Source organism: Rhodococcus sp. SG20037 (assembly GCF_031763325.1).
Lineage (GTDB): Bacteria > Actinomycetota > Actinomycetes > Mycobacteriales > Mycobacteriaceae > Rhodococcus_F > Rhodococcus_F qingshengii.
On record NZ_CP134497.1, the window covers coordinates 4,357,641 to 4,380,778 of the forward strand.

Consider the following 23,138-nt stretch of genomic DNA (forward strand, 5'->3'; position numbering starts at 1 on the left):
CCTACGGGTATCCGCGGGCGGTGGGCGATTACTGGTGGGTTGCCTTGTCGGTGAGCGATGGCACAATCTCCGTGTGTTCCTACTCGATGATCAGATCGTCTACAGCGCCAGCGACCTCTCGGCCGCGGCCTCGTGCGAGTTCGCACTGTTGCGGCAACTCGACGCCCGAACCGGTCTGATCTCAGCCGAGGCGGCCGAGGCGGATCCGATGCTCGAGCGGACGTCGAGCCTCGGCGACTCGCACGAGCGCGAACAGCTTCAGAAGTTCATCGATCAGCACGGAGACGGCGTCGTCGTCATGGCGCGACCGGAACACTCACGCGCAGGCCTGACCGCTGCCACGTTGGCCACCGTCGAGGCAGCACGATCGGGCGCGCCAGTCATTTATCAGGGAACCTTTTTCGACGGCCGATTCCTCGGGTTCTGCGATTTCCTCGTCCGCGAAGGCGACACCTACGCGGTCTACGACAGCAAGCTCTCCCGGCACGCCAAGGTGTCGGCACTTCTACAACTCGCCGCATACGCGGATGCGTTGGAGCGCAATGCAATTGCCGCCTCCGATCAAGTTCATCTACTGCTAGGCGACGGCAGCACGTCGTCGCACGACATCGGAGACATCGCGCCGGTATTCGCGGCACGTAGAGCTGAACTCGAACGAGTCCTCGACGAGCACCGCGCCGAGGGGAAACCGACACAGTGGCTCGACGATCGGTACCTGCGTTGTGGTCGATGCGACACCTGCAGCGTCGAGGTCGAAAGCCATCGAGACCTGCTGCTGGTTGCGGGTGTCCGCGGCAATCAGCGTGAACAGCTGATCGTCTCGGGGATCACGACAATCGACGAACTCGCCGCGAGCACCGGCCCAGTCGAGGGAATCCGCCGGGAAACACTCGACAAGCTCCGTGCACAGGCAGCGGTTCAACTACGCCAGGAACTGTCCGGCGACGCCGAATTCGAGGTCTACGAACCCTCGGCGCTCGGCGGACTCCCCATCCCCGACGACGGCGACATCTTCTTCGACTTCGAGGGCGATCCGCTCTGGGCCGAGGACGGGTCCACCGATTGGGGGTTGGAGTATCTGTTCGGTGTGGTCGAAGGGCCTGCGGACGACTACGTGTTCAAGCCGTTCTGGGCACACGATCGCGAGGGTGAGCGCCAGGCGCTCCTCGACTTCCTCGATTACGTCACCGCGCGTCGAGAAGCTCATCCAGGCATGCACATCTACCACTACGCCGCGTACGAGAAATCGGCGCTGTTGCGCTTGGCCGCACGTCACGGTGTCGGCGAGCAGACCGTGGACACCCTGCTCAGCGAGAACGTGCTCGTCGACCTGTACCCGATCGTCCGCGCGTGCCTGCGGATCGGACAACGCTCGTACAGCATCAAGAAACTCGAGCCGCTCTACATGGGTGAGCACGGCCGTGACGGTGACGTGACCAACGCCGCCGCCTCGGTCGTCGCCTATGCCGACTACTGCGAATTGCGCGACGGCGGACAAGCCGACCAGGCCCGGGAACTTCTTCAGGGCATCTCCGACTACAACGAGTACGACTGCGAATCCACTCTCCGCCTGCGTGATTGGCTCGCCGAGCGCGCCGCAGAACATGGTGTCGAACTTCGAGAGCCGACCGGACAGATCAAGATTCCACTCGAAGAACTCACCGAATCGGAAATCGCACTCCGCGACTTCGCCGGCCACAAGGCCGGTTCGACACGCACCCCCGATCAGCAGGCTGCTGCTCTATTGGCCGCAGCAGTCGGTTACCACAATCGCGAGCGGAAGCCGTACTGGTGGGCCCACTTCGACCGATTGGTCACACCGATCGAAGACCTCGTGGACATCCGCGACGTCATGGTGGTCGAACAGTCCGAAATTGAAGCGGACTGGCACAAGAGCACCCCGCGGCAGAAGAAGTTTCGTCGCCACATCCAATTGACCGGAAGTTTCGGCACCGGAACATCTTTGAGTCCGGGCAGTGATTTGTTCGCTCTCTACGCAACCCCCTCCCCCGATGCCGTTGCCAGCGAGAACCCCACCCAACGCGGCACCAGCAGCGTCAAGGTCACCGCCGTGGTCAAGTCCGAAGGGCTCGACGTGGTCACCGTGGAAGAACTGCTCGGCGGTGACGAATACCTCGATACCCCAGTCGCATTGGCACCTGGTCGTCCGATTCCCACGGGACGTATGGAGAAGTCGATCGCCGCTGCCGCATCCGACGCCAGCGAGATCCTGCCCGAACTGCCATCCGTCGCAGCGGTCGACATTCTCCGGCGCAGCACCCCGAGGACACGCTCGGGTTCACCGCTCCCTCCCGTCGGGACCGACAACAACTACGCGGAGGCCATCACCGCCGCACTTCTCGACCTCGACGATTCCTACGTGGCAGTACAGGGTCCCCCTGGTACGGGCAAGACCTACACGGGCGCTCGTGTCGTCAAGACACTGATCGAACAACATCAGTGGCGAATCGGAGTGGTGGCACAATCACATTCGGTGGTCGAGAACATGCTCGGCGGCATTCTGAAAGCCGGCGTGGACCCTGCACTGGTCGCAAAGAAGGGCAGCCGCAGCAAGACCGCGGAATGGCAGGACATCGCGTCCGAAGAATACGCCGGATTCATCGCCGAAGCGGAAGGCGTCGGCTGCGTCATCGGCGGCACTGCATGGGACTTCGCGAACACCGATCGTGTTCCCGCCGGCAGTTTGGACTTGCTCGTGGTCGACGAGGCAGGTCAATTCGCGCTGGCCAACACGATTGCCGTCGCGATCTCCGCGCGAAACCTGTTGCTACTGGGCGATCCACAGCAACTGCCGCAGGTCAGCCAAGGTACTCACCCCGAACCTGTCGACGAATCGGCACTCGGTTGGCTCGCCGAGGGACACGGTGCACTGCCACCCGAACTCGGCTACTTCCTCGAGAAAACGTGGCGGATGCACCCCGATCTGTGCGCCCCCGTGTCTGCACTGTCGTACGAGGGCAAACTCCACTCCCAGGAAACCGTCAGTGCAGCAAGGAAACTCGACGGACTCGCTGCCGGAGTGCACACGGTGTACGTCGATCACCGCGGCAATTCCACGTACTCCCCGGAAGAGTCGCAGGAGATCGTTCGCCAGATCCAGGGCCTTCTCGGTACGCCTTGGACCGACCCGAGCGAGTTCGAGGGAACCAGGCCGCTGGAGCAGTCGGACATTCTCGTGGTCGCGGCGTACAACGCCCAGGTGGGCACCGTCGAGCGCGATCTCACCGAGGCCGGTCTCACGGAGGTCGAGGTCGGGACCGTCGACAAGTTCCAGGGCCGCGAGGCTGCGGTGGCAATCGTGTCGATGGCCGCATCTGCCGTCGAGGACGTCCCGCGAGGGATGTCGTTCCTGCTGTCGCGAAACCGCCTCAATGTTGCTGTCTCACGCGGCAAGTGGTGCGCGATCATCGTCCGATCGCACGCGTTGACGCAGTACATGCCCAGTACGCCTGCGGGATTGGTCGAACTGGGCGCGTTCATGAGGCTGACGAGCTAGCCGAAGCCTGTCTTACCCGAAGCACTGCCTTACCCGAAGCACTGCCCTTCGCCGCGATAGGTGGGAACCGAGGTTCGGGTGCCGTCGGCTTCGACCACGTACACGCGGTCGAAGCGCTCGCACAGCTCGCCGGCTTTGGCGTGACGGAACCACACACGGTCGCCGATCGCGATGTTGCCGGCTTCCTTCCCGGTGACCGGCGTCTGGACTTCGCCGGCACCTTCGTTGCGGAGCAGTTTGAGACCGGCGGGCCAGACCGGCGACGGAACGCGGGTGGCTCCCGCAGGTCCGGACGCGATGTATCCGCCACCGAACAGGGTCGTGACGGACGGCGTCGGTTTGCGCACTGCCGACAGTGCGAAGAACAGCGCCGGATCGGGACGGAAGGCACGGTAGCGGTCGAACAGGGTCGGTACGTACAGTCCGGAGCCTGCTGTTACCTCGGTCACCACAGGATCGGCCGAGCTGACCTCCAGCGACCCCGTACCGCCGCTGTTGACGATCTCGAGTGCACCCACGGCATCGGTGACGGCCGCGACCACAGCGCCCCTTCTGGACGCCAGTTCGCGGGCAGAGGCCTTCTTGACCCAACCGATCGGAGCGCTGGTGTCCGGGAGGCCGGCGATCTGGGCTTCGTAGAACATCACTCCGACGACGGAGAATCCGCGTTGGCGCGCACGCGCCGCGAGTGCGGCGACCGCGGCAGGTTCGCGCAGCGGCGAGCGTCGTACGCCCAGATGGATCGGACCGATCCGAAGCGACGCATCGACGTCGAGACACACCCGGACAGGCGCATCCCCCGTCGACGCCGAACGAATGAGGTCCAACTGCGCATCGTCGTCGACCATCAAGGTGATCGATGCGAGTGCTGTGTCATCGGCAGCGAGATCCGCGATGGCGCCACGATCGGCGGTCGGGTAACCCATCAGGATGTCCCGTGCGCCCAGCCCGACCAGCCACAGAGCCTCGCGCAGTGAGTACGCCATGATTCCGCGGAATCCGCCGGACGCGGTCAGTGTGTCGCCGAGAGTTTCAGCCAGAACCGTCCGACAACGAACCGATTTGCTCGCCACTCGCACCGGGGTTCCACCGGCGCGGCGCACCAGGTCGGCTGCATTACTGCGCAGGGTGGTCAGATCCAGAGCAGCCAGAGGCGGGTCGAGTTCTCGCGTGGCAGCAGTGAGTCGATCAAGGGTCCGGGTCACAGATGATCCAATCGTCGCGGCGTGCGACCAGTCAATCACCAATCCTGGACGTATGTCCAGGATGGCGGTTCTACTGAGGCGCGACCACGGCTTTATTGGCGATTACCTGAACCATTTCTCCGAACTCGGCAATAGTCGCGTCGGAGTCACGATCGACCAGCCATCGCAGAACAAGGCCGTCGATCATTGCAAGACTCAGTCGCGCAATCGAACTCAACGGCTCCGTCCACACCGTGCCCGATATCTTGGCGCACTCTTCGAGAAACGACACCGCGAGCTCATCCATGATTCGGTACTGCTCAAATGCAACCGCCCCAGCACGTTCGGCTCCGAGATTGCGACTACGCAGTGCCTGCGCGGTAATTTCGTAGGTCAACAACTGGCGATCCGGGGTTGCCTCGATGGTCGGCCACATTCCGGTCAGGCCGATGTGCAGCAATTCCCTGAGCCCCTGCACGCCACTGAGATCCGGCGCATGGCGGACCTGCGCGAACGCATACTGCATCGACGCACTGAGCTGCAGAATGAGCGTTTCACCCATTGCCGCGATCAGCGCTTCCTTGCTCTCGAAGCAGTAATGAACGACGCCGAGCGATACCCCGGCCTCCTCTGCCACCGCCCTTACCGTCACAGAACTGACACCGCGCTGTTCCGCAATAGACAAGGCGGACTCGACCAATTGTGTGCGGCGTTCGTCCGCCGGGAGCCTGTTCAGCATCCAATGATCGTAGAACGCAAATGACAAAATCTTCGCGCAATACTTGCCTGGACGACCGTCCAAGTACATTATTGCGTAATGGCTTCGGACACTTGGCAGAACTGGGCGGGCACTCAAAGCGCCGCGCCGCGTCGCTTTGCGACGCCGACAAATACCCGTGAACTTTCGTCGTTGGTCGCCGAGGCCGCTTCGCGTGGCCAACGTGTGAAGGCCGTCGGCGCCGGCCACTCGTTCACCGGTGTCGCGGTCACTGACGGTGTCCTCGTCAGCCTGGACAACTTGAGCGGAATCGACTCGATCACACCGACCGACGACGGTGCGCTGGTCACTGTTTTTGCAGGCACTCGCCTTCATGCTCTCAACGACGCCTTGTGGCAACGCGGATATGCGATGGCCAATCTCGGTGACATCGACGTCCAGTCACTGGCCGGCGCGACGTCCACCGGCACACACGGCACCGGCGCACGATTCGGCGGTATCGCCACGCAGATTCGCGGAATCGAGATCGTTCTCGCCGACGGATCCGTCGTTACCGCAAGCGCCGACGAAAACGTCGAATTGTTCGAAGCAGGCCGCCTCGGATTGGGCGCAATCGGCATCATTTCGAAGATCACTCTCGCCTGCGTCCCGCGATTCACACTTCGCGCAATCGAGGAACCCGACACGCTGTCTCACATACTGGACACCCTCGAGAGCGATCGTCTGGGCTTGGACCACTTCGAGTTCTACTGGTTTCCGCACACCGACCGTGTCCTGACGAAGAGCAATACGCGACTGCCCGGAGATACCGAACCCGATCCAGTGGGCAAGGTCCGCGCGTTCGTCGACGACGAACTCCTCTCGAACACACTCTTCGAAGGCGTCAACCGCGTTGCCACCCTGGCGCCGGCCGCGATCCCGAGAATCAACAACGTGTCGTCTCGATTGCTCGGCGCCCGGGAGTTCACCGATCGCAGCTACCGAGTATTCGCGTCTTCGCGCCGGGTGAAGTTCAAGGAGATGGAATACGCGATCCCCCGCGAACACGTCACCGAGACACTCCACGAAATCGACCGCTGGATGAAGAAGTCCGGAACTAACGTCGCATTCCCCGTCGAAGTACGTTTTGCTGCCGCCGACGACCTCTGGCTCTCCACTGCTCACGGACGCGACACCGCATACATCGCCGTACACCAGTACCACCGACGCCCCGAAACCGAATACTTCGCCGCAGTGGAGGCAATCGCGCGCGCCGTCGACGGCCGGCCGCATTGGGGAAAAATGCACAACCGGACCGTCGACGACCTGCGTCCTACGTACGACCGACTAGACGACTTTGTCGCCGTTCGAGACAAGTACGACGCGAATCGTGTGTTCGACAACGAATACTTGCGTCAGGTACTCGGCGACTGACGGTCAGTACCGCAGTAGTTCCGCTTTTCGCGCATCGCTCGCAAACGAGGCCTTGATCGAGTTCCGGGCGAGGGTGTCTCGCTCGGCCTCCGTCAGACCCAGGGCTCGGCCCAGTTCGGTGAAATTGTCGTCGACATATCCCCCGAAGTAGGCCGGGTCGTCGGAGTTGACCGTGACGATCAAACCCATCTCGAGCATCGATCGAAGCGGATGATCCGACAGCGAATCGAACACCCGCAGACGAACGTTCGACAACGGGCAGACCGTCAGTGGAATCTCCTCGTCGACCAGACGCTCGATCAGGGCAGGATCCTCGAGTGCCCGGACTCCGTGGTCGATCCGCTCGGCGCCGAGAATGTCGAGCGCCTGCCAGATGTACTCGGGCGGTCCCTCTTCACCGGCGTGAGCCACAACGTGCAAACCCTCGGCACGCGCGCGGGCGAACACGTCCTCGAACAGTGACGGCGGGTTGCCGACCTCCGCGGAGTCGAGTCCGAGCCCGACGATCGGAGCCTGCAGGCGAATTATCTCGGAGAAGATCTCCTCGGCGTCTTTGACGGGCTGATCTCGGAGGATGGCGGCGATTGCCGCGCTGCTGAGCCCGAACTCGCGCTCACTCGATGCCACCGCATCCATGATCCCGTCCAGGACCTCGGTCAGCGGAACACCACGGACCACGTGCGCCTGTGGATTGAAGAAGAACTCGGCATGCGCGACGCCGGCGGCAGCCGCGCGGCGGAAGTACGCTCGCGTCAGGTCGGCAAAATCCTCCGCGGTGCGCAGGACGGCCATGTTGGCGAAGTAGAGATCGAGGAACGACTGCAGATCGGTGAACTCGTACCTCGACTTCAGATCGTCGATATCCTTGTACGGCAAGTCCATTCGATTGCGCTCGGCAAGTCGGTAAATCTGTTCGGGTTCCAGAGAACCCTCGATGTGCATGTGCAGCTCTGCGACAGGTGTAGCCATGTCGGTGTTACCGCCCCTTCCAGACCGGGGCGCGCTTCTCGGCGAACGCCGTCGCGCCCTCGCGTGCATCTTCGGACGCGAACACCGGCGCCATGACCTGCAACTGCTTCGCGAAAGCTTCGTCGTCGGACCAACCGCCGGCCTTGACGATGATCTCCTTGGTGACCGCAACCGCGAGCGGTCCGTTGCGGGTGATGCGCTCAGCCAGCTCCAGCGCGCCTTCGAGCGCCTTACCTGGCTCGGTCAACGTGTTCACGAAGCCGTAGCGGTAGGCCTCCTCGGCTGTGAAACTGTCACCGGTCAGGGCCAGTTCCAATGCCTTCTGGTACGGAATCCGCTTGGGCAGGCGCAACAATCCGCCTCCACCTGCGACCAGCCCTCGCTTGACCTCCGGGATACCGAACTTCGCTTCGGACGACGCGACCACCAGGTCGGTGGCAAGCACGAGTTCCGTGCCGCCTGCCAACGCGAAGCCCTCGACCGCCGAAATGATCGGCTTACGCGGCGGCCCTTCCGTGAATCCGAGACCGCGTCCCGGCACGAGTACGTTCTCGCCGGCCACGAATGCCTTCAGATCCATACCGGCACAGAAGTTTCCGCCGGCTCCTGTCAGCACCGCCAAGGACAGATCGTCGTCCGCATCGAGCTCTTCGACCGCAGCGGCCAATGCGTGACTGACCGCCGAGTTGATGGCGTTACGCGCCTCGGGCCGGTTGATGGTGATGATCAGTGTCCGCCCGCGCCGCTCGGTGAGAACCTCGTCCGCCATGATGTCCCTCTCGTTTGTCGACCACGCTCGCGTGACTACGCGACGTTGCGTTCGACAATACGGACGAAGCCATCGGGGTCGATCTGCGCGGTGTCGTGAGTGCAGAACCACCCCTGGGTGAACCTCGTCGAGGTCGCTTGCGGCGAGTTCCAATACCGACGCGTGACACTCGGTCCACGGCACAGCAACTCACCGAAACCACCTGGAGCATCCGGGCCGTACAACGCCACTTCCATTCCACCGAAAGCGATTCCGACGCTTCCGAGGTGGGTGGGTGCCGACTCGGTTGGCAGAATGAGACCAGCCCCACAGGTCTCGGTTTTGCCCCACCCGATCACATGCCGAGCGGCCGGGAACAGGGTCAGCAGCTTGGATTCCTGTTCGGCCGTGATCGGCGACCCGCTGCAATCGATCCACTGAACCGACCTCGAACCGGCACGCGCCGCCGGTCCAAGGGTGAGCAACCGTGGCTCGAGCAGGTCCTCGGGCCGCCCGGTCACGATGTCGACGGTATGCACACTCTCACGCCAGAAGTCGCCGGCGAGGACCACCGTTCCACCGACCACCAACGTCGCGAGCACGTGCACGAACTGCCGCACCGACTTGAAGTCATTGTCCACCAACAGATTTCGCACACCTTCGACGCCGTAATCGCGCGAGTGCAGAATGCCGACGATGGCGGAGAGCACGTTCTCGTTGCTCAACTCGACGCCCAGCATTTCGCCCGAAGAATCGGCGGTGTACGCGAGGATCGCCATCTCCTCCGGGGCGGCACCGTCGTCGATGAACGGAACACCGTGTGGGAGTTCCCCGTCGAGCACCAACACCGAGCCACTGTCCGCGATGACGAAGTCCGCCGCGTCGTCGCTCAGATGAACACCCACGGAGACTGGAACACCGCCGGCGAGAATGACGCCGAGGCACGCCTCCATCCACCTCACCCCGGCGGCGACGCGAATGGCCACACGGTCCCCGATCTCGACGCCTCGCGACTTCAGCCCGCCTGCGACCCGCGACGCCTCGGCCCACAACTCCGCGAAGGTGACCTGTTCGCCGTCGACCTCCTCCACCGCGATGCGTGAGGAGAATCGATGAACGGCGATATCGAGGAGTTCGGACAGCGACGGGTCGAGTTGGCTGTACCGAAGCACCCCGTCACCCGCACGGGTGACACGGGCGTCGGCGAGGAGCTGAGTCGAACACGGGTATTCCACAAGCGTCGACCGCATCGATACCTCCACGTCACTGACAACCCACCGGCCATTCGACTATATGACGTGGATCACAGTTCGTGGAGGTCTCTGGCGATAATCGTCGCAAACTTACTTTCCGGAGTAGACCGCTTTGCCCGGTCCGACCTCGAGGAAACTGCGGACAGCGCCGCGTAGGTCATCGGTGGCGAACAGCGCACCGGACACCCCGGGAGTCACCGAATCCGCGTGGGCGATCCCGCCGGAACGCCAGGCCGCCACGATCTGCTTGGTGGCGTCGTGGGCTCGCGTGGGCCCGTCCGCCAACCGGGCCGCCAGGGCACGCGCCGCAGCATCGACATCGTCGTGAACGGCATTGACGACGCCCCACGAGTGCAGAGTTGCGGCGTCGTAGAGATCGCCGGTCATGACCAACTCCCGAGCCCGTCCAGAACCGGCGCGCTCGGCCAAACGCTGCGGTCCACCCATGGACGGCGTCAGACCGACCACTGTCTCGACCAGTCCGAACTTCGCCTTCGGCGCCGCGAGGATGATGTCGCAGGCCAAGGAGATCTCGAAGGCAGCAGTCAGCGTCAGCCCGTGCGCCGCGTAGATGACCGGGCACGGCAACGCCTCGAGCGGATGGCAGATCTGGGCGAACAGTTCGCGCCACAATTCCGCTCCCTGCTCCGGGTTCAGTCCGTCGAACACATGGACGTCGACGCCGGCCGAGTTGACCTTGCCCTCGGCGCGCAGAAGCACAGCGCGCGGTGGGTTTTCGGTCAGCGCTGCAACATCGGCGATGACGGCGTCGAACATGGCCTGATCGAACAGATTGAGTGGTCCGTGCGCGAACGTCAGGACAGCCACCTCGGCACCACCATCGGTGGTGAAGCGCTCGAGACGGGTGGGATGCGATTCGGGAGCAGTCATGCCGCCACACTGCCACATCGAACCGGCCTACGATCGTCGGGTGGACGGTCTGAGAAATGCACTCGCGGACGTTGTGGGACATCGGTTCGTCGTCGACGACGCCGACGTGTTGGCGACCCGTTCCACCGACCAGACAGGGCGCTACAGCGGGCGCGCCAGCGCTCTGGTCCGACCCGGAAATACCGCCGAAGTCTCGGCAGTGCTGAACGTGTGCCGCTCGCGCGGCGTACCGGTCACCATTCAGGGCGGGCGAACCGGTCTGGTCGCCGGGACGGTGCCCGAGCACGACGACGTCCTGCTCTCCACCGAACGCCTCGAGGCGATCGGCGAAGTCGATGTTGCCGCCGGTCGGATCACCGTCGGTGCGGGAGCGACACTCGCGCAGGTACATTCGGCGGCCGCCGCCGCCCGCCTGAAATTCGGGGTGGACATCGCTTCTCGGGATACAGCGACGATCGGCGGCATGGTCTCCACCAATGCCGGTGGGCTGCACACGGTTCGATACGGGAACATGGCCGAACAGGTGCTCGGCCTCGAGGTGGTGCTCCCCGACGGGACCACGGTGCGCCGGTCACCGAAAGTGTTGTCCGACAATTCCGGATACAACCTGCCCGCACTGTGGGTGGGCAGCGAGGGAACTCTAGGGGTGGTCACTTCCGTCGACCTGAAATTACGGAAGATACCGACTCACCGCGTCACATCGCTGACCGGTTTCGACACACTCCAAGACGTCGTCGAGGCGGGGCGAGTGTTGCGCACTCTCGACGGCGTCGACGCACTGGAGTTGTTGGACGGGCGCGGTCTCGAACTGGCCGCCCACCATTTGAACGCCGCGGTTCCGACGGGGCGACCGTGGTACCTCCTCGCCGAGGTGTCCGCGGCCCACGATCCGCTGGAAGACCTGGCCGAGCTGCTCGAACGCATCGACCCACCGCAGACCCCGGCCGTGGCGGTCGACGATCCCGGCTCGACGCGTTTGTGGGCGGCGCGGGAGTGTTTCGCCGAAGTGGTCGGACTGTTCGGCCCCCCACTGAAATTCGACGCGGCGCTGCCGCTGGACTCGCTTGCCACCTTCGCCGAGGACGCCGCGGCGGTGATCGCGAGTCGTGCCCCCGCGGCAATTCCGATCCTCTTCGGACACGTCGCCGAGGGAAATATCCACCTCAACGTCCTGAACTGCCCGAACGCCGACACCGTGTACCGCAGCGTCCTCGAACTGGTTCGCGATCACGGCGGAAACGTCAGTTCCGAACACGGGGTGGGCTCGCTCAAACGCAACTATCTGAACCTGGCCCTCTCTGCGGAGGACATAGCCACGATGTGGGCGATCAAGCGAGCCCTGGACCCGAGCGACTATCTCAATCGTGCAGTGATGTTTCCCGACGCGCTTCGGCACTGACGGCCATCGCGTCGTCGTGTGCGTCGCCGCGCAGAGGCCGAGCGAAGCACACCGAAGCGACGAAGCCGATGAGCAGCACGCCTGCGGGCAGCCAGATCGACTCCGACATCGCCGTGCTGAACGGTTCACGGACGAACTCGGGTAGGTGACCCACTCCGGCTTCGGAACTGCCGCCGGTCAGACCCTGAGCCGCCAATCGTGCGGTGATCAGTGCTCCGATCGCGGCACTGCCGAGAACCGCACCCACCTGCCGGGTGGTGTTGTAGACGCCGGCGCCGGCGCCGGCCTGCATCGGAGGCAGGTTGTGTGTGGCGGTGGCCGCGAGCGGCGACCAGATGCATGCGTTGGCGAAGCCGATCAGGCCGATCGGCAGGAGCAGTTCCCAGATCGCGACGTCGGGAGACATAACCAATGCCAGCCAGCCCAGGGCGATCGCGAACAGCAGGAAGCCGGTGCCCGCGATGTAGCGCGGATGCGTCTTGTCGACGAGCTTGCCGATGATCGGCGCAAAAATGCCGGTCAGCACGGCCATCGGAACGAGGAGGAGCGCCGACTGCGTCGGGGAGAGTCCGCGAACTGCCTGGGTGTAGAACATCAGCGGAAGGACCATCGATGTGATCGCGAAGCCCATCGCGGTGATGGCGACGTTGGCGAGCGAGAAGTTGCGGTCCTTGAAGAGTTCGAGTGGAAGCAAGGGCTCGTTCTTGTTGCGCGACTGGTAGAACACGAACACCGCGAGCAACACCACACCGGCGCCGATCAGGCTCCAGACGAATCCGTTCCAGTCGTACGAACTGCCTTCCTGGATTCCGAACACGAGCAGGAACATGCCTGCGGCGCTGAGAATCACGCCGGGAATGTCGAACTTGTGCTCGCTGGTCGGCAACGACGGAACAAGCTTCCACGCGAGGAGGAAGGCGATGACACCAACCGGGACGTTGACGATGAAGATCCATTCCCAGCCGAGATTGTCGACCAACACACCACCGGCAAGCGGACCGACCAGCGTCGCAACACCGGCAACCGCGCCCCACAGGCCCATTGCGGCGCCACGCTTGTTCGGCGCGAACGTGCGTGTGATGACGGCCATCGTCTGAGGCGTCATCATTGCGGCGCCCAGACCTTGGAAAGCCCTTGCCACGATGAGCATCTCGACGCTGCCGGACAGACCACACCACAGTGAAGCGCCGGTGAACAGTACGAGGCCGATCATGTACAGGTTCTTCGGTCCGAACCTGTCACCGAGCCGGCCGGTGACGAGCAGCGGCACCGCGTACGCCAGCAGGTACGCGCTGGTGACCCAGACGACCTTGTTGATGTCGGTGCCGAGGTCCTCCATGATCGCAGGGTTGGCGACAGCGACGATGGTGCTGTCCACCAGAATCATGAAGAACCCGATACACAGCGCCCACAGCGCGTGCCAGGGATTGACCTGCTTTTCCATCTTCAGTCCTTAGGTAGTGCGGACGAGCCTGCGGAGCCGGCCAGCCGGTCGAGAAGTTCTTGTGAGAGCCAGGGCATTTCGCCGCTCTCGATGTCTGTCACCAACGCGCCGATCCACTCTCTTTCGGCGACGGTCAGTGCGTGGGCGTAGTCCGCGCCCACCGTGAAGATTCGTGGTTTTTCCGCCGCCTTCACCGCTTCGTAGTCGACCTCGAATTTCGCGATCGTCTTGTCGAGGTGCGCGAGACGAATTCGAAGCATCTGACACGCGGTGGACGCGGAGAGGTTGTGCATTTCAGCGAGCGCGAGCGGCAACCGCGGATACTCCCGCACCGGAACCGCCAACATCTCACGTAGTTGATGCTCGAGGGCCTCACGGCCCCGGGCGGTGATCTCGTACGTCGTCCGTTCGGGCCGGTTGCCCTCACGATCGGTCCCGATCGAAGCCAGAAGTTCCTGCTTCTCCAGCCGGGAAACCGTGTGATAGAGCGATCCCGGCTTGATCTTCACCAACTGATCGCCCCGGCGAACCGAGGCAAGTTGATACATCTCGTACGGATGCATCGAACGCTCGGACAGCAGGCCCAGAACGGTGATTCCCAGAGGCGTCAGTGACACGTCACCCATGAGTCCCCCTCCCTGACAAGCCGCAATTGACTATTTCTTGACTATTCCACCTGAAATAGTCCACATGGAATATACGACCTCTGTCCATCTCGATCAACCCGTTCGAATCGGACTAGCCTGTAGCGAGTGGACGAACATCACCTCGACATCATCCGACTCGCTTGGGCACGTGAACTGGGCCTCGGCGACTCGGCACTTCGGCCGGCACACACGGCCCGCGTCGTCGGCGACGACATCCACGTTCTCGATCTGGCAGGCTCAGGTGCAATCGTCGGGCCGCAGTGGTTCATCGAGCGCACCGAGGACATCTCCGTCGACGCCCTGCTGCAACCGGCGCGTCTACTCGAGATCGCCGGCGATCACGGCGGCAGAATCACCGGCCCCGTCGATCTCGCTTTCCTCGGCGACTACACGGACGCGCCACCCGACGAGCAACTACTGATTTCCCACGACATCGACGACGCCCTCGCCGTCGCTGCGCTGTGCCCACCCGACGACAGCACCACAGCCGACCTCGGGAACCGGACGCGGTGGTTCACCGCCCTCACCGATTCCACCGAGGTGCTCGGATGCGCGGCGTACTCCGAATTTCAGGGATTCGTGGCAGATCTCACGACCCTGACTGCTCCAGCGCATCGCCGTCACGGAATCGGCTGCGCAGTAACGCTTCTCGCTGCGGAGGATGCTCTCGATTCCGGATTGATCCCGCAGCTACGCACAAGTCGCGGCAGTGCGATCGGAGCGACGCTTCCACGTAAAGCCAAATTCGACGTTCTGGGGGCATACGCTCGGGTACACGTGCACCTGCCCAGTTGACACTCGAACGAGAGGGACCGCAGATGAGTACGGAAGACGGCGCGAGCGAACCGACATTCGTCGAAGAGGGTCGTGAATTCAAACGCGACACCAACTACATCCCGACCCGGATCACCGAGGACGGCCGCGACGGTTATCCCGTCGAACCCGGGCGATACCGGTTGATCGTGGCACGTGCCTGCCCGTGGGCAAACCGCGCCATCATCGTACGCCGCCTGCTCGGCCTCGAAGACGTACTGTCGATGGGCATCTGCGGTCCGGTTCACGACAAACGAAGCTGGACTTTCGATCTCGACCCGGGAGGCGTCGATCCCGTACTGAAGATCCCGCGACTGCAGGACGCATACCTCGCCCGAGATCCCCACTACCCCAGGGGAATCACGGTGCCCGCCATGGTGGAGATCGCCACGGGCAAGGTGATCACGAACGACTACCCACAGATCACCCTCGACTTCTCGACGCAATGGAAGAAGTACCACCGCGAAGGCGCACCGGATCTGTACCCGGAGCCTCTGCGAAACGAAATCGACGAAGTGGCCGAGTACGTTTTTCGCGACGTCAACAACGGCGTCTACCGCTGCGGTTTCGCCGGTTCACAGCAGGCGTACGACGAGGCATACGACACGCTGTTCGCTCGCCTCGACTGGCTCACCGAACGTCTTGCCCGGCAACGTTTCCTGGTGGGCGACACCATCACCGAAGCCGATGTGCGCCTGTTCACCACGCTGGCGCGGTTCGATCCCGTCTATCACGGCCACTTCAAGTGCAACAGAAGCAAACTCAGCGAGATGCCGGTGCTGTGGGACTACGCGCGCGATCTGTTCCAAACCCCCGGATTCGGTGACACCATCGACTTCACACAGATCAAAGCGCACTACTACATCGTGCATTCCGAGATCAATCCCTCCGGAATCGTGCCCAAGGGACCGGAATTGACACACTGGCTCGAACCGCACGGACGCGAACAGTTGGGTGGCCGACCGTTCGGGGACGGCACACCACCTCATCCGCCCATCCCGTCGGAAGTGGTTCCGGCAGAGCACTGGGCCACCAGGTAGGTCGCGGGGGGCTACTCCCCTGCGTACGTGCCGAAACTCCAGTACACGCCTTCGGGATCACGGCAGGTGAACCCCCGCGAACCGTAGTCCTCGTCGCGCAATCCCTGCGTGATCGTGGCGCCCGCCGCGACAGCGCGTTCGTGGAGTGCATCGGCGGCGTCCGCGTCGTCCACGACGATGTACACCGAACCGATTCCAGGCGGCAGGCCGGCGATCGCAGAATCGGTGCGCGGCGAACCCAACATGATGCCGCCACCGCCCGGCCAGTCGAGTTGGGCGTGGTCCACCACGTCTCCCTCTCCGTAGACGGCCTTCTCCACGAAACCGAAGGTGCTCACCAGAAAGTGGATTGCCGCACGGGCGTCGAGGTAGCGCAGCGTCGGCCAGATGGTCGTCGAACGAGATTCCGAAGTGGCGGTCATAACACTCGAACTCCTGCCTGGGAAAACTCACGAAGAAAACCGAGTCTCGTACGAGCCTATGGCCCCGGTGATCACCGCCGCCAGCGAAAACTTCACCTATTCTCGAGATACGGTCCACCTCGCTTCAGAGGAGGACAACTGTGGAGGGGCAGCAATGAGCAAGTCGACGAACAACGACAGCGGGCGTATCGAGAAGGTCCTCGTTTCCGTTCTCGACAACGGAAGCCGCCTGCAAGCGCCCGCAGTGGCCAAATACGTCAACCATGTCCGTAAGGCCCACCCCGACGAGTCACCTGCTCAGATCGTCGAGCGGATGGAGAAGATGTTCATTCTCGCCGTGACCGGAAGCGGCAGTGCCGTCGGCGCCACCGCCGCCGTGCCGGGCGTCGGAACGGTCGCGTCCATCGCTGCCGTCGGTGCGGAATCCGCTTTCTTCCTCGAGGCGTCAGCGCTGCTGACGTTGGCAATTGCATCAGTGCATGGAATCTCCGTACAGGATCACCAGCAAAGACGTGCCCTGGTCCTGGCAGTCGCCCTCGGCGAATCCGGTATGGAGATCGTGCAGAAGGCCACCGGAATCACAGCCAAGAACTGGGGAACGGCAATCACGAGCAAGATTCCCGGACCCACGATGAGGGGAATGAACAGCACCCTCGTGCGGAAATTCGTGACCAAGTACGCCGCCAAGCGCAGCGCACTGATCCTCGGCAAGCTCGTTCCGGCCGGAATCGGTGCGGTCATCGGCGGTGCGGGCAACCGTGCAATCGGCAAGGGCGTCGTCAAGAATGCGCGCGAAGCCTTCGGACCGGCACCGGCCAGGTGGACCGACCACCTGATCGTGATGCCTGCCGACGATGCCGCAGTGCTTCCCCAGACGGAGACACGCCGGGCCATCCGCAGATAGCCGTCCGGGCCGTAGGCTCGCATCACGTATTCGCCGCCGACCCGGGAGCAGCATTGACGAACACCGCAATGGGATCCTTCTCTGCCCCCATCGAGATTCGTGGGTTGACGAAGACGTTCAAGGCGGCGCGCGCGGTCAACGACCTGAGCTTCGACGTTCAGGCGGGCTCGATCACCGGGTTTCTCGGCCCGAACGGTTCGGGCAAGACGACCACGTTGCGGATGCTCCTCGGACTGGTGTCACCGACGTCGGGATCGGCCACGATCAACGGCACCCCGATGCGTTTGCTGCCCAACCCGGCTCGGACCGTCGGCGCAGTACTCGACGTCGGCAGTCTCCATCCGAAACGAACGGCGCTCGGACACCTCGAGATCTACGCGGCCGCTATCGGCATGCCGACTCAGCGCGCGGCGCAGGTGCTGGACATGGTCGGTCTGAGATCGGTCGGAGCCCACAAGACCGGCACCTTCTCGCTCGGGATGCGCCAACGCCTGATCCTTGCCACCGCGATGCTCGGTGATCCCGAGATCCTCGTGCTCGACGAACCCGCGAACGGACTCGACCCCGAGGGCATGGCGTGGCTTCGTCAGTTCCTGCAGACCTTCGCCGGTTCCGGCCGAACGGTTCTGATCTCGAGTCACGCGCTTCGTGAAGTGGAAGCGACCGTCGACAGCGTGGTCATCGTCAGCGCCGGCTCACTCGTCTACCAAGGGACCATGGACGAACTTCGCCGCTCGCAGCGCAGTCGACTGCTCGTCTCGTGTTCCAACCCAGCGCTCCTCGCCACGGCATTGGCCGCTCGCGGAATCATCGACGCCCAGATCACGCAGAACGGACGGCTCGCCGTGGGCGGCACCGACACGTCGGTGCTCCCACCGGTGGCATCCGCCGCCGGTGTCACGATCTTCGGCGTCGCAACCGAAGGCGCAGATCTCGAGCAACTGTTCCTCGCGATGACAACACCGCAGTACGCGGTTCCCCAGGTCGGATACCACCGCCCACCCGGTCCCGGTTCCGGACCGGGCTATTACGGCCCTGCCGCATACGGACCTTCCGGAGGACACCGATGACCACGCTCGTGCGCGCGGAGACACTCAAAGTTCTCACCCTGCGCTACTGGTGGGCACTGGCCATCGCACCGGTCGTCGTGGCCGTGCTGATTGCTGCCTCCACCAGGACGTTCGTCGAAGCCGTGGCCGATTCGGCAGACACCACCTTCGACGTCGATGTCGTGTCCACCGGCGTCAGCCTCGGTGTCTCCAACACGCTTGTCCTGGTGTTCGCGGCTGTCTTCGGAGCACTCACCGCCGGATCCGAATTCGGCTACAAAACTCTCACCACGACGTTCCTCACAGCTCGCGGCCGTGACGGAGTTCTCGGCGCAAAACTTGCCGTCGTCGCGGTATTCGCCGTCGGCTACGCGTTGGCGGTCGAAGTAGTCAGCATCGGCGCGATGTTGCTCTTCGGCCGGGACTTCAGCTTCACCACCGATCTCTTCGCCATCTGCGCCGCAGGCATTCTGGCGTGCGCTCTGTGGGCACTGCTCGGCGCCGGGGTGGCACTGCTCACCGGTTCGTCGATGGCCGGTGCCCTCTCGGTCATCCTGTGGTTCGTCTTCGGTGAATGGATCGTCCGCGCAGTGCTGCTCGCGATGGATCTCGGCGGGGTCGGGGCCGCGCTTCCGGTGTCGGCCACGATCGGCACGATCATCAATGCGGCCCCGTCGATCGACGTCGACGCGTTTGCGTCCTGGCCGAGCGGCCCGATGATGCTGGCAGCTTGGGTGGTTCTGTTCTGCGGGCTCGGTTGGCTGCGGACCAGGACCCGCGACATCACCTGAAAAGGCTGTCTGGGGCCGGGTCTACCGTGGATCTCGATGAACACGATCAACACGGACAGTCCGGTAGCTGGAGAGGTCGATCGAGCTCCGGGCTGGATCCGCCGCTTGGCGCACGCATGCTGGTTGCACCGAAGAGTTGCCATCGGCGCGCTTCTGGTGACCGTCATCGCTTCGGCGATCGACATCTCGTTTCCTCTTCTGACCCGCTATGCGCTCGACGCCGCAAGCCAGGAGAACCCAGGCAAGGTGATCGGGTTCGTCGCGCTGGCGATCGCGCTGCTCGCGGTCGTCCGCTTCGCGTGCCAGTACGGCCGACGGATGCTTGCCGGCCGACTCTCGCTCGATGTTCAACACGACTTGCGGCTCGCCTTGCTCGGCTCGCTGCAACGCCTCGACGGACGAGGGCAGGATCAGATCCGCACAGGCCAGGTGGTATCCCGGTCCATCACCGATTTACAACTCGTCCAGGGTTTGCTCGCGATGGTGCCGATGTCCGCGGGTGCGCTCCTGCAATTCGTGCTCGCGATCGGCATCATGGCGTGGCTCTCGCCGCTGTTGACTCTCGTCGCTGTCGCCGTCATCCCCGCAGTAGGGCTGGTGGTGTTCCTGATGCGACCGATGCTCTTCGCCGCAACATGGTCCGCGCAGCAGCGGGCCGCCGACCTCGCCCAACATGTCGAGGAAACCGTCACGGGCGTGCGCGTCGTCAAGGGATTCGGGCAGGAACAACGAGCCGTCGACCAACTCGAAAAGCACAGCCGCACGCTGTATTCGGAGCGTCTTCGCGCCGCGTGGTTGAACGCGAAATTCGCGCCGACCATGGCCGCCTTGCCCCAGCTGGGGCAGGTGGGAGTGATCGCCCTCGGCGGGTATCTCGCACTGCACGACAAGATCACCGTGGGAACGTTTCTCGCGTTCGCCACCTACATCGTGACGATGACCGGCGTCACCCGAACTCTGTCGTCGGTCATCGTCATGGCGCAGCTTGCGCGCGCCGCTGTCGAGCGTGTCTACGACGTCATCAACGCTCAGCCGGACATCGCCGATCCTGACCATCCGGTGGACCTGCCCGACGGTCCGCTCGGCGTCACCTTCGACGACGTGGCATTCGGATTCGACACCGAACGCGACGTCCTGACCGGGCTGAACCTCCGCATAGAACCGGGCGAGACCGTCGCCGTCGTGGGGCCGGCCGCGTCGGGCAAGACCGCGTTGTCCTTGCTTCTCCCCCGGTTCTACGCACCGACTTCGGGTGCGGTGACAGTCGATACCGCCGGCGAGACGTTCCCCATCGGCGAACTGCGCAGTGAGCAGCTTCGTGCCGCCGTCAGCCTCGTCTTTGACGAGCCCTTCCTGTTCTCGGACACCATTGCCGCCAACATCGCACTGGGTCGCGAGGACGCCTCCGACGAGGACATCCGCGACGCAGCAGCACTGGCACAGGCAGATTCGTTCATCGAGGCACTCCCGGACGGATACGACACCGTTGTCGGTGAACGAGGTCTGACGCTGTCGGGCGGCCAGCGTCAGCGCATCGCACTTGCCAGGGCACTGCTCGTCGACCCACGGATCCTGGTCCTCGACGACGCGACCTCCGCAGTCGATGCGGCTACCGAAGCCGCGATCTTCGACGCGTTCCGGGCCAGACGGCGCCAGACCACGCTCATCCTCGCTCACCGGCGGTCCACCCTGACGCTCGCAGACCGGGTCGCGGTTCTCGACGGCGGACGGATCATCGACTCCGGAACCGTGGACGAACTGGAAGCGCGATGTCCGCTCTTTCGTGCCCTGTTCTCCTCGCCGCCGGAACTACCGGCCGAACTCGACGACGTCGACTCCGATGCTTTCGGACGTGACCGCAGCGAGCCGACAACCGAGCAGTTGTGGCCGCAGGCGCCGGAATCCGAAGCCGACAGCACAGCCGCTACGACGCAGGGTGCGGGCGGACCGATGGCCGGAGCGCTCAGCGGAATCGCGGTGACGCCGTCCCTGCGGGCAGCAGTCGACGCTCTCCCACCCGCACGCGAAGACCCCGGAATTGCTCCTGAGAGCCTGCGCGAATCGAATCCACAGTTCTCACTCCGACAGATCTTGAGGCCGGTCCGGTGGGTTCTACTGGCGGTTGTCGTGTGCCTTGCCCTGGACTCCGCAGCGGCGATCGCATTTCCCTCCCTCGTCAGATACGCGATCGACCACGGAGTCGTGACCGCGGACAGCAGCACGCTCTGGATAGCGACGGCATTCGGCGCGCTCCTGGTCGCAGCGGACTGGGTCGTCGTCGCGGTCATGACGGTGCTCACCGCCCGGGCCGGCGAACGCGTGTTGTTCGGGCTCCGCGTACGCAGCTATGCACACCTGCAGCGCCTGGGTCTGGACTACTACGAACGGGAATTGTCCGGCCGCATCATGACGCGTATGACCACCGACGTCGACGCGCTCTCGTCGTTCATCCAAACCGGTATGTCGACGGCGATCGTGAGCGTCCTGACCGTCGGCGGAATTTCGATCGCCCTCCTGGCGACCGACGTGACGCTCGGCCTGGTGGCGCTGGCCGTCATCCCACCGCTCGTGGTCGCGACCGTGGTCTTCCGCAAGATCTCCTCGGTTGCCTACAGCCAGTCCCGCGAACGGATCTCGCTCGTCAATGCCGACTTCCAGGAGAACATCGCCGGTCTGCGAGCGGCTCAGGCCTACCGCCGCGAAGAAGGTGCTGCGCGTAGGTTCGCAGAACGCTCCGAGAGCTACCGCCGATCGCGGATGCGGTCGCAGCGAGCCATTTCGATCTACTTCCCTTTCATTTCGTTCCTGTCCGACCTCGCGTTGGCCGCGGTCGTGTTCGTCGGTGCGCACCAGATCGCCAACGGATCGACTTCGCCCGGCGTACTGATCGCTTTCGTGCTCTACCTCGGTCTGCTGTTCGGACCGATTCAGCAACTCTCACAAGTGTTCGATGGTTACCAACAGGCAAACGTCGGATTGCAACGAATCGGCGACCTACTACGCACTCGCAGTTCGATCGAGACTGCCGACAGCGAGGATTTGATCGCGATCTCCGGACGACTCGACGGCGCCGTCCATCTCGACGGGGTCGGGTTCCGGTACTCGGGTGCGGACGTCGACGCCCTCTCCGATTTCGATCTGCAAATCCCGCCGGGCACGACCGTCGCTCTGGTCGGCCGAACCGGTGCCGGGAAGTCGACGGTCGTGAAGTTGCTCGCCCGCTTCTACGACCCGACGTCCGGATCGGTCGACGTGGACGGAACCGACATCCGGAACTTCCACCTCTCGCAGTACCGACGTCGCCTCGGCGTGGTCCCACAAGAAGCCCATCTGTTCACCGGCACGGTCGCCGACAACATCGCGTACGGCAGGCCGTCGGCGTCGCACGCGGAGATCGAGGAAGCGGCACGTTCCGTCGGCGCACTGAATTCGATAGCCGACATGCGTGGAGGCATGAATCATCCCGTCGGCGAGCGCGGCCAGAGGCTCTCGGCGGGCCAACGCCAACTGATCGCATTGGCCCGTGCCGAACTCGTCGACCCGGACCTTCTGCTCCTCGACGAGGCGACCGCGACGCTCGACCCCGCGACCGAACGAATGGTGCTCGAAGCAAGTCGGTCGGTCACCCGGAAACGGACTTCCGTCGTCGTAGCTCACCGCCTCGCGACAGCTGCCCGAGCGGACCTCGTTGTCGTAGTTGACCGGGGACGTATCGTTGAATACGGCCCGCACGATGTTCTGCGGTATGCCGGTGGTCACTACTCGGGACTCTGGGATGCATCGCAGGCGCGTGAGGGGAATAATCTGACGTCGAGAACTGTCATCGAAGGCAACCCCGTCGCGTGACAGTCGGCACGGATTTGTACCGCCGAGAGGTAGTGCGCGATCGCAAGATCACGGACTTCCGTGAGACAGCTCACAAATTGTGTGCCGCAC

18 protein-coding genes are annotated in these 23,138 nt (G+C 63.7%); 9 read left to right on the top strand and 9 right to left on the bottom strand.

The genetic code is table 11. The features are described from left to right. Positions 1-73 precede the first annotated feature (73 nt). Complete coding sequence (locus RHP72_RS19780; RefSeq protein WP_311093729.1) at positions 74-3,517, top strand: TM0106 family RecB-like putative nuclease; 3,444 nt, start codon at positions 74-76, stop codon at positions 3,515-3,517. 29 nt (positions 3,518-3,546) lie between these two features. On the opposite strand, the gene RHP72_RS19785 is transcribed toward RHP72_RS19780, so the two are convergent. After that, positions 3,547-4,722 carry an amino acid deaminase/aldolase gene (locus RHP72_RS19785; RefSeq protein ID WP_003945107.1) on the bottom strand — a complete coding sequence of 392 codons (1,176 nt, stop codon included), beginning with the start codon at positions 4,720-4,722 and terminating at the stop codon, positions 3,547-3,549. 70 nt (positions 4,723-4,792) lie between these two features. Continuing rightward, positions 4,793-5,440, bottom strand: a complete 648-nt coding sequence (locus tag RHP72_RS19790) for a TetR/AcrR family transcriptional regulator (RefSeq protein ID WP_020908434.1) — start codon at positions 5,438-5,440, stop codon at positions 4,793-4,795. Positions 5,441-5,518: 78 nt separating this feature from the next. Here RHP72_RS19790 and RHP72_RS19795 point away from each other — a divergent pair, with 78 nt between their 5' ends. Then, positions 5,519-6,832, top strand: coding sequence for a D-arabinono-1,4-lactone oxidase (locus RHP72_RS19795; protein ID WP_054781623.1), 1,314 nt, complete (start codon positions 5,519-5,521; stop codon positions 6,830-6,832). 3 nt (positions 6,833-6,835) lie between these two features. On the opposite strand, the gene RHP72_RS19800 is transcribed toward RHP72_RS19795, so the two are convergent. The 4 genes from RHP72_RS19800 to RHP72_RS19815 all read right to left on the bottom strand — a co-directional run bounded on the left by RHP72_RS19800 (position 6,836) and on the right by RHP72_RS19815 (position 10,693). Next, a complete protein-coding gene (locus RHP72_RS19800) occupies positions 6,836-7,801 on the bottom strand; it encodes an adenosine deaminase (RefSeq protein ID WP_311093730.1) in 966 nt (321 codons plus the stop codon). A 7-nt stretch (positions 7,802-7,808) separates the two neighbouring features. Next, a complete protein-coding gene (locus RHP72_RS19805; RefSeq protein ID WP_058037437.1) occupies positions 7,809-8,570 on the bottom strand; it encodes a crotonase/enoyl-CoA hydratase family protein in 762 nt (253 codons plus the stop codon). A gap of 35 nt (positions 8,571-8,605) precedes the next feature. Continuing rightward, on the bottom strand, positions 8,606-9,799 hold the full coding sequence (locus tag RHP72_RS19810; RefSeq protein WP_030536925.1) for a class I adenylate-forming enzyme family protein: 1,194 nt from the start codon (positions 9,797-9,799) through the stop codon (positions 8,606-8,608). A 93-nt stretch (positions 9,800-9,892) separates the two neighbouring features. Beyond that, the gene (locus RHP72_RS19815) at positions 9,893-10,693 is read right to left on the bottom strand and encodes an enoyl-CoA hydratase/isomerase family protein (RefSeq protein WP_007736151.1); all 801 of its coding nucleotides are present in this window, start codon (positions 10,691-10,693) and stop codon (positions 9,893-9,895) included. Here RHP72_RS19815 and RHP72_RS19820 point away from each other — a divergent pair. Then, on the top strand, positions 10,692-12,092 hold the full coding sequence (locus tag RHP72_RS19820) for an FAD-binding oxidoreductase (protein ID WP_285183855.1): 1,401 nt from the start codon (positions 10,692-10,694) through the stop codon (positions 12,090-12,092). The two genes, RHP72_RS19815 and RHP72_RS19820, sit on opposite strands and share 2 nt — an antisense overlap. Here the strand turns inward: RHP72_RS19820 and RHP72_RS19825 are convergent. Further along, complete coding sequence (locus RHP72_RS19825; protein WP_003945132.1) at positions 12,052-13,536, bottom strand: DHA2 family efflux MFS transporter permease subunit; 1,485 nt, start codon at positions 13,534-13,536, stop codon at positions 12,052-12,054. The two genes, RHP72_RS19820 and RHP72_RS19825, sit on opposite strands and share 41 nt — an antisense overlap. A gap of 2 nt (positions 13,537-13,538) precedes the next feature. Then, positions 13,539-14,162 (bottom strand): PadR family transcriptional regulator, encoded by a 624-nt coding sequence (locus RHP72_RS19830; protein WP_003945150.1) that lies wholly within the window; start codon positions 14,160-14,162, stop codon positions 13,539-13,541. Between the two features lie 126 nt (positions 14,163-14,288). Between RHP72_RS19830 and RHP72_RS19835 the strand changes: the two genes are divergently transcribed. Both RHP72_RS19835 and RHP72_RS19840 read left to right on the top strand, forming a co-directional pair. Continuing rightward, a complete protein-coding gene (locus tag RHP72_RS19835; RefSeq protein ID WP_003945114.1) occupies positions 14,289-14,978 on the top strand; it encodes a hypothetical protein in 690 nt (229 codons plus the stop codon). A 23-nt stretch (positions 14,979-15,001) separates the two neighbouring features. Continuing rightward, on the top strand, positions 15,002-16,036 hold the full coding sequence (locus tag RHP72_RS19840; protein WP_003945145.1) for a glutathione S-transferase family protein: 1,035 nt from the start codon (positions 15,002-15,004) through the stop codon (positions 16,034-16,036). Positions 16,037-16,047: 11 nt separating this feature from the next. Here the strand turns inward: RHP72_RS19840 and RHP72_RS19845 are convergent, their stop codons facing one another. Then, complete coding sequence (locus RHP72_RS19845; protein ID WP_003945129.1) at positions 16,048-16,458, bottom strand: VOC family protein; 411 nt, start codon at positions 16,456-16,458, stop codon at positions 16,048-16,050. A 154-nt stretch (positions 16,459-16,612) separates the two neighbouring features. On the opposite strand from RHP72_RS19845, the gene RHP72_RS19850 reads away from it, so the two are divergent. The 4 genes from RHP72_RS19850 to RHP72_RS19865 all read left to right on the top strand — a co-directional run bounded on the left by RHP72_RS19850 (position 16,613) and on the right by RHP72_RS19865 (position 23,048). Further along, on the top strand, positions 16,613-17,362 hold the full coding sequence (locus tag RHP72_RS19850) for a hypothetical protein (RefSeq protein WP_003945111.1): 750 nt from the start codon (positions 16,613-16,615) through the stop codon (positions 17,360-17,362). Between the two features lie 68 nt (positions 17,363-17,430). Continuing rightward, entirely contained in the window at positions 17,431-18,432 is a 1,002-nt protein-coding gene (locus tag RHP72_RS19855) for an ATP-binding cassette domain-containing protein (RefSeq protein WP_311094884.1), read from the top strand. Beyond that, positions 18,429-19,202, top strand: coding sequence for an ABC transporter permease (locus RHP72_RS19860; protein ID WP_007736136.1), 774 nt, complete (start codon positions 18,429-18,431; stop codon positions 19,200-19,202). Before RHP72_RS19855 ends, RHP72_RS19860 begins: the two co-directional genes overlap by 4 nt. Positions 19,203-19,238: 36 nt before the next feature. Then, positions 19,239-23,048 carry an ABC transporter ATP-binding protein gene (locus tag RHP72_RS19865; RefSeq protein WP_311093731.1) on the top strand — a complete coding sequence of 1,270 codons (3,810 nt, stop codon included), beginning with the start codon at positions 19,239-19,241 and terminating at the stop codon, positions 23,046-23,048. Positions 23,049-23,138: the final 90 nt, after the last annotated feature.